At 72.9% G+C, this 13,335-nt stretch carries 7 protein-coding genes; 5 read left to right on the top strand and 2 right to left on the bottom strand.

Translation table 11 applies throughout. The features are described 5' to 3' along the window. Together ABT006_RS09305 and ABT006_RS09300 are read right to left on the bottom strand one after the other, a co-directional pair. On the bottom strand, positions 1-3,591 hold the full coding sequence (locus tag ABT006_RS09305; RefSeq protein WP_350704558.1) for a DUF6603 domain-containing protein: 3,591 nt from the start codon (positions 3,589-3,591) through the stop codon (positions 1-3). A gap of 55 nt (positions 3,592-3,646) precedes the next feature. After that, the gene (locus ABT006_RS09300) at positions 3,647-8,014 is read right to left on the bottom strand and encodes a peptidoglycan-binding protein (RefSeq protein ID WP_350704556.1); all 4,368 of its coding nucleotides are present in this window, start codon (positions 8,012-8,014) and stop codon (positions 3,647-3,649) included. A 679-nt stretch (positions 8,015-8,693) separates the two neighbouring features. Here ABT006_RS09300 and ABT006_RS09295 point away from each other — a divergent pair. The 5 genes from ABT006_RS09295 (at position 8,694) to ABT006_RS09275 (ending at position 13,138) form a co-directional block, all read left to right on the top strand. Then, positions 8,694-9,335: a hypothetical protein gene (locus ABT006_RS09295; protein ID WP_350704555.1), complete on the top strand. Its 642-nt coding sequence runs from the start codon at positions 8,694-8,696 to the stop codon at positions 9,333-9,335. Next, positions 9,332-10,609, top strand: a complete 1,278-nt coding sequence (locus ABT006_RS09290; RefSeq protein WP_350704553.1) for a sensor histidine kinase — start codon at positions 9,332-9,334, stop codon at positions 10,607-10,609. The genes ABT006_RS09295 and ABT006_RS09290 overlap by 4 nt, the downstream gene beginning before the upstream one ends. A 2-nt stretch (positions 10,610-10,611) precedes the next feature. Beyond that, entirely contained in the window at positions 10,612-11,256 is a 645-nt protein-coding gene (locus ABT006_RS09285) for a response regulator (RefSeq protein ID WP_350704551.1), read from the top strand. Between the two features lie 581 nt (positions 11,257-11,837). Beyond that, a complete protein-coding gene (locus ABT006_RS09280) occupies positions 11,838-12,620 on the top strand; it encodes a transposase family protein (protein ID WP_350704550.1) in 783 nt (260 codons plus the stop codon). Positions 12,621-12,661: 41 nt separating this feature from the next. Beyond that, complete coding sequence (locus tag ABT006_RS09275) at positions 12,662-13,138, top strand: hypothetical protein (RefSeq protein ID WP_350704548.1); 477 nt, start codon at positions 12,662-12,664, stop codon at positions 13,136-13,138. Positions 13,139-13,335 lie beyond the last annotated feature (197 nt).

The raw sequence follows: 13,335 nt of genomic DNA, 5'->3' as shown, positions 1-13,335 counted from the left end.
TCAGCAGACCTCCAGCTCGACGGGCGTGATCCTCGGGTGGGGAACCCGGACGCGGGGGCGGCGCGGCCCCGCCGGGGCGGCGGTCGCGCGCCGCTGCGCCGGCACGGTCGCGGCGGCGGCGCGCGGCGCGCGGGCGGCCGGCGCGGTGGTGGCCAGGTCCAGGGTGGGTCCGGTGAAGCGGGCGGCGCCGCCGTGGCGGCTGCCCGCGTAGGCGGCCGGCGCGGTGGCCGCGAACCGGGCCAGCAGGTCACCGCCGCGGGCGGCGAGCCGCGCCGCCGTCGCCGGCTGGGCGGGCAGGGGCCGGCCGGCGGCGTCCGGGTCGTCGATGATGATCCGGTCGTACGCGGAGTCGTCGGCCAGCTCGGCGAACGTGGTCAGGTCGGCAGGCGGCAGGGTGGTGCCCTCCGGCAGCGCGACGGTCCGCCCGGCGGCCAGCCGCACGAACCCGGGGGTGGTGAGCTGCTCGACGGGGGACAGGTCGCGGAACTGCCCCGGCGCGAAGTCGTCCTCGACGGTGTCGCCGAGGGTGCCGGAGAGCGCGTCGTCGCCGGTGCCGACACTCACCCCGGTCAGCGTGAACCGGTTCGGTCCGCTGATCCGGGACGTGCCGACGCGTTGCAGGTCGGTGTCGAGCGGCAGCACGTTCTCCCGCACCGACAGTTGCGCGCCGGGTTGCAGCAGCATCGGCCCGGTCCAGCCGGTCAGGTCGCGCAGTGTCACCGGCTCGCCGGCGCCGATGGCGGGACGGATCTCCCACGCCTCGGGTGCGGACAGCGCCGCGCGCAGCGTCTCGGCGGCGTCGACGTGGGTGGGTTCGTCGGCCGCGGCGGTGTCCCCGTCGGTCCAGGAGAACTTCGCCGACACCTCCCAGAACAGGAACTTGATCCGGGCCTCGCCCCAGGCCTTCCACGGGCCGGGGCCGGAGACCCCGATGAGCAGGTTGATCGCCAGCAGTTCCGTGTCGCCGTACTTCAGCGACACGGTGGCGCCGATGTCGGCGGTGAACCAGAACGGCTTGAACTGGAACATCACGTCGAGCCAGGCGCGGCCGTCGATGACGAAGCCGCCGCCCTCGAAGTGCAGCTTCAGCTCCGCGCCGAACTGGGCGGTGTTGCTGGTGACCGCCAGGTAGGCCAGCAGGTCGATGCCCTTGCCGGACTTCTGCAGGGCGATGCTGAAGCGTTTGACCGGCGGAAAGCCGGGCGGGGGTGTGTAGCGGGGGTGGAAGCCGCCGATCGAGATGGCGAAGGTGCGCCCGGCACCCCAGCGGGCCCGCAGCGCCATCTCCCCGGAGACCGGCCGGCCGAACAGCTTCGAGTCGATGAGTGCGGCATCGAGGCTGATCTCGCGGCGGGCGAAGTCGACCATGCCGAAGGAGTCCAGCCGGAACCTGCCGGCGTCCTTGAAGTCGATCACCAGCTTGCCGAGCAGCAGGATGCGTACCGGGTCGGGGAACTCGACGAGCACCCCCAGGTCGGCGACGACCTGCCCACCGAGGAAGTTCAGCCGCACCATCGCCCCGAGGACGGTGCCGGTGGTGTCGACCGGGAACAGCCGGCTGAGGGTGGCGATGACGGCCGGGGCGTTGGCGACGGGGTCCTGCGGGAACAACAGCGCGTCGAGGGTGCCGGAGCGGGCGGCGTTGCGGAACTCCTCGGGGTTGCTGCGCCGGTTGTGCCCGACGACCAGGCCCAGGCCGGTGATGGAGATGCCCCAGAACAGCATCAGCCCGGGGAACCACTCGTACGTGCCGGCGAGGAGCAGGGAGAAGCTGTGCCCGCCGTCGGCCTCGGTCAGTCGGCTGCCGTCGGGGTTGCGGGTGTTGACGATCGCGGTGGCCTGGAGCCGGAACCCCTTCATCGGAGCGAGCGGCGTGGTGGAGGTCATGCCGAGCTGCAGGGCGCCGGCGTACATGCCGCGGGGCTCGTCGACGAACAGGTAGCCGCCGCCGGAGACGAAGCCGTTGTCCATCCGCAGCGCGACGCCGTCGGGCGCCTTGAACCCGGGCGCCAGGTCGGCCACGCCGAGGTTGCCGCCGCGGGCGTCGTCCCCTCCGCCGGCCGGGAGCGCGGGCGGGAAGGTGAGGTCGGCGCGGACGCCGATGTTCTCCACCGTGACGTGCAGCGGCCCCAGCGCGGCCTGCACGGTGGTCGTGATCAGCAGGCTGACCGCGCGGGTCCGCGTGGAGGCCTGCAACGCGATGCGCAGCCCCTCGATGCCGATGCCGTGCCAGGACAGGTGCACCGGGTACTCGGCGGCCAGGGCGGCGGCCCCGGCCAGGTGCAGACCGGTGCGCATCGACCAGGCGGCGCCGAGGTCGAGGCCGAGGCGCAGCCCGTCGGCGGGCAGCAGCTTGGCGAGCAGCCCGTCGCCGTCGCCGGCGCGGATGACCAGCTCGGCGCGGCCGGCCTGCACGCCCAGCTCGACGTCGTCGCGGCCGGCGCCGAGGCTGGCCCGGCCGGTGACGACGAGCTGCCCGACGGCGAGGTGGGTGCCCTCCGGTGCGCCGATGATCCAGCCGGGCTCGCCGGCCGGCGCGATCCGGGCGATCTCGGCGGCCCACTTGACGACGGCCGTGTCGCCGCTGAACGTGACCCCGTCGCTGTTGACGGCGATCGCGGGGCCGGCGCCGCTGAGGTCGGTGGCGACGTTCCACGCGCCGATCGACCCCTCCAGGTGATCCTCGCCGGTCGGGGCGAGGATCACGGTGAACCGGCCGTCCCAGCTCGCCAGGCCGAGGGTGACGCCGACGCCGAAGGTGGGCTGCCACGCCGCGAGCCCGGCGCCGGTCGGTGGGGGTTCCCCGCCGGGGGTGCGCAGCCCGGTGAACCGCAGCCGCAGCAGGCTGTCCGCCAGCCGTCGCCCCACCTCGCCCTGGTCGGGGCCGACGCCGGGGCGTACGCCCTGGTCGGCGTCGAGGCCGAGGGCCCGCAGCGCCCGGGCCAGCCGGGGCAGCAGCCGGGCGGACAGCTCCGCCACGCCCTCCGGGGTGTCCCAGCCGGCCGGGGCGTACAGGCCGCGGAAGTAGGCGCCGGGGTCGGCGACGAGGTCGACGACACGTTCGAGGTGCAGCTCGTCGCGTCGGCGGGGCAGCCGGATCGGGGCGTCGCCGGGCGGCATCGGCGCGCTGGGCAGGCCGTCCGTGGCGGGGGTGACCAGGCCCAGCAGGTCCAGCACGGGCACCGCCCACGGCGCCCGGCGCAGCAGGTACGTCAGGATCAGCAGGTCGAGCAGGTCGTCGGCGAGTTCCTCGGGCAGGCCGGCCACGTCGGGCAGCTGCCCCTGCAACGTCGGCGGGAGGGCGCCGATCTTGCCGAACGCGTCGCCGGCGGCGGCACCGAGCTTCTTCACCGCCTCCAGGCTGTCCAGCTCCGCCTCGGCCGCCGTGCCGAGCGCGTCGAGGGCCGGGCCGATCGTCTTCACCCAGTCCTCGAAGCGGGCGGCGTCGAACCCGCTGACCGCCTCCAGGTCCCAGCCCAACGCGCGCATCAGCCGGGCCCGCTGCCACGGGTCGTACGCGGCCAGCACCGGCTCGGCCAGCAGCCGGATCTCGTTCCACAGCAGTGCCAGCGCGTTCTTGGCGTCGCTCATCGTCCACCCCGTCCCTTGTGCTGCCGGCCGCTGTCCGTCGCCGGTCGTGTGCTGCTCACGCGGTCACCCGCGACAGGTCGCCGAGGTCCAGCCGCAGCGACCCGCGGGCGGCCGACAGGCCCCGCTCGGCGGCGGGCAGCGCGTCCAGCGGCAGCGTGTAGTGCCGCCCCGTCGGCCAGGACGGCCAGGCGGCGAGCCGGGTCAGCGCGGTGGCGACCTCGGCGTCGCCCGCGACGACCTGGCCGATGGCGGTGATCAGCGCGGTCTCGTGCGCATCGGTCCAGCCGGTGGGCGCCCCGCTGAAGTCCGCGCCCAGCGCCCTGGCCTTCGTGAGCACCAGGTGCAGCGGGGTGGCGGCACGCGCCCGGGTGCGGAACTCCGGCTTCTCCGCGTTCGCCGACGGCGGCCCGACGGCGACGAGCTGGTGCGCCCGGTGCTGCTGCCAGCAGGCCAGCAGCGCCACCGCCCGCTCGGAGGTGAACAGGTCGCCGACGCGGGCCCGCCGCGGGTTGCCGTCCGCCCCGGGCACGTTCGCCACCGTGGGGGAGACGTCCGGGTCGGGGGAGTCCCAGTCGGTGGCCAGCAGGTCGTGCAGCCGCTGCCGGGCGAACGTCCAGATCCCCCGGCGGACGCCGTCGTGGCCGCGCAGGGCGAGCGCGTAGCGGTGCATCCAGTGCCACGACCGCAGCCCCAGCAGCTCCAGCGTCGTGCTGATGCCCTCGCGGGCGGCGCCGGTCGCGTCGGTCCGCGCCGGGCGGGCCCGCAGCACCCGCAGGTCGGTGAAGAGCAGCCCGCCGCCGTCGCGCCCCCACCCGGGCACGGCGGTGACACCCGCCAGCCCGCCCAGCGCGTCGTAGGCGTCCCGGTCGGTGGCGCGCAGGAACGCCAGGTAGGCCCACATCTCGCCCGGCTCGGAGTTCAGGTCGAGGAAGGTCGGCACCGACGTCGGCGTGACCAGCGGGCCGTGTGCCCGCCATCCGAACGGCCCGAACCGGATCACCGCCGGGTCGTCCGCGGCGACCGCGTCGAGGTAGCCGCCGGCGGCGTCCGGCACCCGGTTCTCGGCGACGGCACGCAGCACCTTGAAGGTGGACAGCTGCCGGGCGGCCCGCGCGCCCGCGTCCCCGCCGGCGCCGATCGCCGCCACCAGCGCGGCCAGCGACGGGCCGCTGCCGTGGTCCTGCGGGCGCGGCAGCACCGCCTCGGGCAGCAGCTCCGACTCGGCGTCGAGCACCGGGCCGCTCCACTCGGCCCCGGTGGGGTGCGCCCGGTACGCGCCCAACCGGATCAGCTCCGGGTACCCGTCCGGGGCGCGGCCCGCCCCCGCCGGCCGCCCGGTGACCACCCGCGAGTACACCCGCCGGTCGGCGGCGGTCACCTCATCGAAGTTCCACACGTTCGGCTGGTCCAGCCGCTGCGGAGCGTCCCCCGCCACCTGCCACGCCTCGACCACGACGGGGCAGCGCCACCGCTTGTCCAGCCAGTGCTTGATCGCCACCTGGGTCGCCAGGTCGGCCATGCCGCTGACCGGCCCGAGGTACCGTTCGGCCTCCGGCACGTCCACCGGCTGCAGCCGGTCGGAGTAGCGGGGCGCGGTGGCACCGGCCGGCTCGACCGCGGCCCGCTCCCGGCGGGCGTACGTCTGGAACTCCAGCACCGCCCAGTAGGTGAGCAGGCCGAACACCCCGTCGACCTCGGCCGGTGCCAGGAAGCCCAGCGTGGCCAGGTCCTGCTGCAACCGGGTCACCCAGCGGTCCTTGACCAGATCCGCCGGCCGCTCCAGCCCGTCGTAGCGGGCCTTGGCCGTCGCCGTGGCGTCCCGGTCGTCGGCGCGCAGGTTCCACCCCCCGTACGGCGGGGTGACGGCCAGCGAGCAGCCGAAGGACAGGTCCACGGTGAACGTGGTCAGCGCGGCCGCCCGGTTCTCGCCGGGCAGGTGCCACCAGAGCCGCTGCGTCGCCGACTTGCACTCCCCGTCCGGCCAGTCGAAGGTGACCTCGCCGAGGTTGTTGCGGCCGACGATCTCCTTGCCGTTGCCCCACGACCCCTTGTAGTGGTCCAGGTTGCGGGCCGCCGCCAGGTACTGCGCGAGCGCCTGGTCGCGCGGCAGGCCCGCCGGGTCCACCACCGACTCGGGCGTGCCGTCGCGGCGGACCTCCGGGTCGGCCTCGTCGTGGCGGACGAACTGCACGTGCACGTTCCACTCCGGATGCCGGGTCAGCACCTTGAGCGCGTCGAGGTCGCTGACCGAGGGCCGCCCGGACACCCACCAGCCGGTCACGTCGTCGGCGGCCAGCGTCACCTGCACGCCGGCCTGCATGCGCTGGCCCTCCTTGTCGGGCAGCTCGTTGGCCCAGCCGACCAGGTCGATGCGGCCGGTGCCGTCCAGCAGCGGCACGTACCCGAGCGCGTGCAGGATCCGGGTCTTGCCGTCCTCGTTGCGGAACCCGCTGGACACGAACCCGGCGAGCACCCCCTCGGTGCGGTTGACCCCCTCGAACGGCTTCGCGGGGTCGGGCCCGCACGCGTACGGCAGGGTGGCGGAGTAGCGGATCCGCTCGGCGGAGCCGAAGTGGATGTCACCGCCGAGCATGACCAGGCGCCGCCGCCGGACACCGTCGGCCCCGGGAGGCGCCGCCGCGAACAGCCGGGCCAGGATCTTGTGTACGGCGGCGTCGCTGGTCACCCACGCGTCCTCGGCGTCGGCCTCGTACCGGCCGGCGAACACCCTCGCGAGGGGCTGCGCGAGCTGCTCCAGGACGGGCACGCCGAACAGGGCGACCGGCTGGGCGACGACGGTGACCGCGTCGTCGCCGAGCACCCCGCCGCCGCTGATCATCTCGTTGAGCGGCTGGTCGTCGTAGAGCAGGCCGCCCGGCTTGCCCGCGCCGGCCGGGTACTGCCGCCAGGTGCGGGTGTCCAACGCGACCAGCTGGTAGCGCGGCCAGGTGACGGTCCAGTGGTAGGTCAGCGCGCCCGCCGGCCGGGCCAGCCGGCCCTCGCTGGTGACCGCCGTGGGCAACCCGAGACGGGTCCGCAACGCCAGGTCGTCGCCGTCGTTGGGGGCGGCGACCCAGCCGCGCAGCGCGGCCAGCGCGGCCCGGCCGGGCTCCCCGGCGGCCCCGGCCTCGGCATACCGCTCCGGGGTGTTCCCCCACGCCTGGAACACCGCGTACGCGGCCATCGCGTTGCGTACCACCCGCCGTCCCAGCGGGGAGTTCACCACCGCGTCGGTGACCCACGAGCTGGTCATGTTCCAGTCGTCGGTGACCTCGTGGTCGTCGGCCACCATGTACGTCGCCACGTTCGCCAGCTGCCGGCGCACGGCGCCCAGCCCCTGCCGGAACATCCGCAGCGCGAGCGCCTGCCGCTGCCACCGCTCGAACCGCTCGATGATCTCCTTCTGCTGGGCGCTGGGCGTGTACGCCCGCCCGGCCAGCATGAGGTCGTACACCGTCTCGCCGGGGCGGCGGTCCTGCGGGTCCTTCAGGATCCGGGTGTCCGCCGGCAGCACGTGCTCGAACCTCGGCCAGCTCTCCGGCCACAGCACGTCCGACCAGACCAGCAGGTACATGCACAGGTACTCGCGCAGCGACATCAGGTGGCTGTCGGCCGCGCCGGAGGTGAACTTCGCGTCCTTCGCCATCGCGTCGGCGCGCTTGCCCGGCGCGTACCGCGCGTCCGTCGGCTGATCGGTCGTCCCGACCGGCAGCACCTCGGCGGCCAGGCCCAGCCGGGCGGCCACCCCCTGGTACGCGGGCACCGCCGGGTCGCTGCCGTTCGCCGCCAGCGCGTCGTGGCCGTGGATCAGCGCGAGCAGCGGGTCGGCCACGTCGTCGGCGTAGATCTGGTCCCCGCCGAGCACCAGCTGGTGCGGGCGCCGGGCCGGGTCGCCCGCCGAGGCCGCGATGATCGGGTCCAGGGCGGGGAACGCGTCGTAGCCCTCGCCGTGCGGCTTGCGGCACGACCCGTGGAAGATCCGCAGCCCGTTCGGGTCACCGGGCGGGGTGGCGAAGGTCGGGAACGCGGGCGCGGCGGCCGGCGCCTGCGGGTGCCCGACGTACGTCAGGGCCGCCCGCGCCGCCGCCGCGTCGGCGGCGACCACGCCGGCGTCGAACAGGCTCCCGACGGTCGAGCCGCCGGAGAACCCCAGGTCGTAGCCGTAGAGGGTGCCGGGTTGCAGGGTGATCCCGCTCGCGGTGACCGCGACGACGTGCAGCCGCTCCCCGAGCCGCACCGTCGTACGGCTGGCGGTGCCGACCGTGGCGCCGCGGGCGAACCCGGGAGCCGCGCCGACCGCGAACACGTTCAGGGTCACCGTGCACTCCGCGCGCAGCGCGACGAACACCGTGACGCCGGTCGGGTCGACCCGACGCACGACGGGACCGCTGAGCACCAGAGGCAGACTGGACGGAGCCGTCATCGCGCATCCCTTCGCCAGTGGCCGAGCGACGGGACGGTGGGAGTCGCGCGGTGTCTACGACGATTGAAGTCGCCGGGATCCGCCGCGCCTACCGGGCAACGGTGCGGAAGACCCGTCCCGGCGTTCGGCAACCACCGGATCCACGACGGGCGGGGCGCGCCGTCCGGGCGGGCCGGATGTCCACTCAGGTCGTTCCTCTGACGGAGACCCGACGCCGGCTTGCCGCCGGGCATCGCGGCGCGGTAACACCGGCAGCGCCGGGCCAGGTGCCGACGTGGTCGCATGCCTTTTCCCTCCCCGTGCGGACGCCGCTCCGACGGCCGAGGTCGGCACGGGAACGTGAGTCCGGATGTCGTGGCGGCCGGCCCGTCCACCCCGTGTGGTGCGAGCGGGTTGTGCCGGGTGTAGCCGTTGCCGCGCAACGGTTCCGGCGGGTCTGCCGGCCACCTCGCCCGCAAGCCTGTCGGCCCGGGGGGTACCAGCGACAGGGTCCGCTGTCCCGGGCGGCCGGGACACGGGGTCCGGATCTTTCGACCGTCCGCACGACAACAGGTGTCCAACCATCCGGGACGGCCCACCGGCCCGAGCCCTCCGAGCCGACCGGTCAGAAAGGCGCGGGTGAGGCGTGCCCTCCGGCCCGCAGCGCGTTGGTGGTGTTGCTACCCCCACCATCGGCCGCGTGGTGCCACGATCGCGGCCCCGGCTCGACGCGACGAGCATCGAACCGTCACTGTCCACGACCGAGGGAGCCGAGATGGCCGAGGTGAGCACGTCCGACCTGACCACGCCTACTACCCGTGACAGGACGATCCGCGGCGGCAGCGGACCGCTGCGGCGGTGGGTCGTCGCCCCGACGGTTCGTGGATTGACCGGGCTGCCGCTCGCGCTCGCCGCAGCACCGTTGGCGTTGATCAGCGCCACCGCGCTCGGGCGGGTGCAGCTGCGGCTGGCCGACCGGTACAGCGGCGCCACCGGCGTCGAACGGCAGCCGAAGACCCAGCCGGTCGGCCCGGTACGCGTACTCGCGCACAGCGTTCTGGTGCTGATACCGGCCAGCGCGGCGTTCGCCCTGGTCCTCCTCCAGATGGTCCTGATCTGGTCCGGGCACCTGTACCCGCTCCGGCCGGACGCCATCGGGGCGATCGGGCATCCGTTCACCGCCGATCCGCTCCTGAACGGCGCGTGGGGCGGGCCGACGCTGGTCGGTGCCTGGTTGGTGCACTCCGCGCTCGCGCTGGTGATCCAGGTGTGCTGCGCCGGGCTGCTGCGCGGTCTGCTCGCCGCGATGAACCGGATCACTCGGCGGGTACTCGGCGGGTGACCGGGACGGCCACCACCCAGCACAATGGCGGCGTGGTGCTGCGGGTGTTCCAGGTAACCGGCAGGGCCCTGCTCTCCCGCCGGTCCTGGGCGGACCTGGCGTACCTGCTGATCACGGCACCGCTGGACGTGGCCGGGGCGATCCTGCTGCTTGCCGGCGGGCTGGTCGGCGCCGTACTGCTGGTGACCCCACTCGGTCCGTGGCTGCTGGCGTCGGTGCTGTCGGCCGGCGCCGGACTTGGCGCGGCCCGCCGCGCCACCGCCGGGTGGTTGCTCGACGAGCACGTTCCCACCCCGCCGCGGCCCGATCGGGGCCGTGGCCTGTTCGCCCGCCGCCGCGCCGTGTTCAGCGACCCGGCCAACTGGCGGGCGCTGGGCTATCTGCTGATCAAACTGCCGCTCGGGCTGCTGTCCCTCGCCGTCGGCGGCGGGGCATACGTGTACGCGGTCGTGTTCCTCACCTATCCGCTGCAACGGCACGGGTTCGCGCCGTGGGGGCTCACCGTGGCCGGCTGGGTGCTCGGTGCGGTGCTGCTGCTCGCCGCCCCGTGGGTGGTCCGGTCCGTGCTACTGGTGGATCGGGCGCTGATCCGTGGACTGCTCGGCCCGAGTCGAACCGCGCAGCGGATGCGTCACCTGCGGGAGACCCGCGACCGGGCGGTCAGCGACGCCGACGCGACGCTGCGGCGCATCGAACGGGACCTGCACGACGGTGCGCAGGCACGGCTGGTGGGGGTCGGCATGCAGTTGACGTTGGTCCGGGAACTACTCGGCGCGGGCGCGTCCGTCGAGCAGATCCGTGCGGCCGTCGACACCGCGCAGGGGAACCTGACGACCGCGCTGGCCGAGCTGCGTGACCTGGTACGGGGCATCCGCCCGCCGGTACTCGACAACGGCCTGGCGGCGGCGCTGGCGACGGTGGCGTCCGGCAGCACCGTGTCGGTGTCGGTAGACGTCGACCTGTCGTCGCGACCGTCTCCCGCCGTCGAGCGCATCGCCTACTTCTGCGCCTGCGAGCTGCTCACCAACGTCAACCGGCACAGCGGTGCACGGCACGCGGCCGTGCGGATCACCGACAGCGGCGGGGCGCTGCGACTGCGGGTACGCGACGACGGCCGGGGCGGCGCGTCCCGGCGCCCCGGCGGCGGCCTGGCGGGGCTGGCCGAACGCATCCAGGTCGTCGACGGGACACTGTCGGTGGAGAGTCCGCCCGGTGGTCCCACCGTGGCCACCGTCGACATACCCGTCGCCGCGTTGGAACGGAGCACCCGGTAGCCATGCGTGTCGTCATCGCCGAGGACTCCGCGATCCTGCGCGAAGGGTTGGCGCAACTGCTGACCATACGGGGGCACGAGGTGGTCGCCACCGTCGTCGACGCGCCGGCTCTGCTCGCCGCCGTGGCGACCGAACGTCCCGACGTCGCGATCGTCGACATCCGGCTGCCGCCCACCCACACCGACGAGGGGCTGCGTGCGGCGATCCGACTCCGCCGGGAGGCGCCCGGCGTCGGCGTACTGATCTTCTCGCAGTACGTCGAGACGAGTTTCGCCGCCGAGCTGCTCGCGGGCGGCTCCGACGGGGTCGGGTACCTGCTCAAGGAGCGGGTGGTGCAACTCGACGATTTCGTCGACGCGCTGACCCGGGTGGCCGCGGGCGGCACCGCGCTCGACCCGGAGGTGGTGACGCAGCTGGTCGGGGCGAGCCGGCGCCGGGACCAGCTCGACGCGCTCACTCCGAGGGAGCGGGAGGTGCTGGGGCTGATGGCGCAGGGACGTACGAACACGGCGATCGCCACCGCGCTCTCGGTCACCGATCGGGCGGTGGAGAAGCACGTCGCCAACATCTTCACGAAGTTCGCCCTGCCGCCGTCCGAGGCCGACCACCGCCGGGTCCTGGCGGTACTGCGCTACCTGCGGAGTTGACCAGCCCGACGGTTCTTGTCGGTGCCGGTCGGCACCATGTCGCGGTGACCGTCTTCGCCTACCGCAGCCCGTACGCGGGGCCGCTCAGCAAACACATCCGTCGGCTGCCTGACCCGTCCGGCCTGCACTGGTTCCGGCGCGGCTGGTTCAACGCACGGGACGATCCCGAGGCGTGGCCGAGCGTGAGCTGGGCACCCGGGTCGACGGGCTCTGCTCGATCTTCGAAGCGGCGGCCACACACGACCTGGCGAAGCCGGCGACGTGATGTTCTCGGCAAATCGTGGGACTGGCGCTGGGACATCCACGACGCCGAGTTCTACGGCACCCACTGGGTGCTACGCGGCGGCGGCCGGTTCGACGAGAACTGGAGTTGTCGGGGCGTCCGTGCGGCGGCGCAATCACCCGACCTTCCAGGTCGACGACATCGGATCCGCATCGCACGCTCTGCCGTGCACTGAGCCTTTTCCAAGCTGGTCATGCAGCTCAGAAACGGTGTTGGCGGGCCGAGGATCGATGAAGACGAGGCTCCAGGTAAGACAGCAGTCGACCAAGATCAGATGCCCCGACCGGGAGCCTCGCCTGTGCTGTCTTACCCGTCCACGATCTCGTTGTCCAGCCGGACCTTGAACCATCTCGCCGACCGCATCCGCAGCCGTCGCAAGCAGCATCGGTCCCGCTGGCGGCGCCTCGATCCGGGACGGCAGGCACTGCTCGTTCTCGCTCATCTGCGTAACGGCGATACCTACACCCGTCTGGCCGCCGGGTTCGCCGTCGGTGTGGCCACCGCCTGGCGCTACGTGCAGGAAGCGGTCGCGCTGCTCACGGCATCGGCCGACGACCTGGCCGCGGCGATGCAGCGGATCCGGCTGCTGGCGTACGCGATCCTGGACGGCACGCTGATCCCGATCGACCGCGTCGCCGACCAGAAGCCCTACTACTCCGGAAAGCACCAGCGACACGGGGTGAACGTGCAGGTCATCGCCGACGCGGCCGGCCGGCTCGTCTGGGCCTCGCCGGCACTGCCGGGCGCGGTCCACGACCTGACCGCAGCCCGCACCCACGGCATCATCGAAGCGCTGACCAGCGCGAACGTGATGACGTTCGCGGACAAGGGTTATCAAGGTGCCCGTGGCAGCGTCCGCACCCCATTCAAGCGGCACCGCTACCGGCCGAAGCTGTCACGCCGACAGAAAGCCGTGAACCGTGCGCACGCCAAGATCCGCGCCCGTGGTGAACGAGCCATCGCCACCTTGAAGACCTGGAAGATCCTGACCAAGCTGCGCTGCTGCCCACGTCGAGCCACCACGATCGTGCAGGCCATCCTGGTCCTGCACCGGGTCGAAGCCAACCGCTACGCAGGATGAAAAGAGCTCACTGATCCACCTGAAAGAAAGCGAGCGAGTCGATGGCGATACCTGATCACATCAAACAGCAGATCGTCAAAAACATTGACAAAAAGCGAGACAAAACTCTATCGAAGCTGCGCGAGGTTCTGGACTACCCCTACCACCCTGACACCAAAATCCTGATCTTTCGCGTGGAAGGTGACTCAGGCGCGTACGGTATGAACCTGCTGGCAGCGAACGAGCATTGGGACATGATCGAAGTCAACGCGGATGGAGAGGATCTGTACGGCACCCGATTCCTCCACTTCGGATTCAACTTCTACGTCCTTGAAGACTGCGATGTGAGCCCAGCCAGGACGAGCCTGCCCGAACAGATAAGCAAATTTACCAGGGACTACCTTTACCCGTGGTTCGCGGATCGGTTCGAGGAGTTGGGCGGAAAAGACCGCCCCTTCGACTGCGTCTTGCAGAAACACGACACGCTGCGCGGATTCTCCATGAAGGAGCGAAAGTGGATCAAGGTTCACCCGGTATAGGGACGTGATCGGGCTGGTCTGCCGGTCGCCGCGACCGATGTTGCGGCGAGCTGGCAGGCCCGCGCCGGGGCGATGCGCGGTGGTGGTTCCGACGCCCTGCGAACGTGATTCGAGGATAACCAGGCGCGGCACGCGCGTAATGAGTTGATCTCAGCAACGCGAATGCGTTGATTGGGGCGACATGGACGGTCCGTCCG

Source organism: Micromonospora sp. NPDC002717 (assembly GCF_040295705.1).
GTDB lineage: Bacteria > Actinomycetota > Actinomycetes > Mycobacteriales > Micromonosporaceae > Micromonospora.
Note: the sequence above shows the minus strand (reverse complement) of the source record. Positions and strands in the feature narration are given on the sequence as shown.

Excerpts from the sequence above, each read along its gene's own strand:
- ABT006_RS09305 (WP_350704558.1), bottom strand. The coding sequence starts at position 3,591 with ATGAGCGACGCCAAGAACGCGCTGGCACTGCTGTGGAACGAGATCCGG.
- ABT006_RS09300 (WP_350704556.1), bottom strand. The coding sequence starts at position 8,014 with ATGACGGCTCCGTCCAGTCTGCCTCTGGTGCTCAGCGGTCCCGTCGTG.
- ABT006_RS09285 (WP_350704551.1), top strand. The coding sequence starts at position 10,612 with ATGCGTGTCGTCATCGCCGAGGACTCCGCGATCCTGCGCGAAGGGTTG.
- ABT006_RS09275 (WP_350704548.1), top strand. The coding sequence starts at position 12,662 with ATGGCGATACCTGATCACATCAAACAGCAGATCGTCAAAAACATTGAC.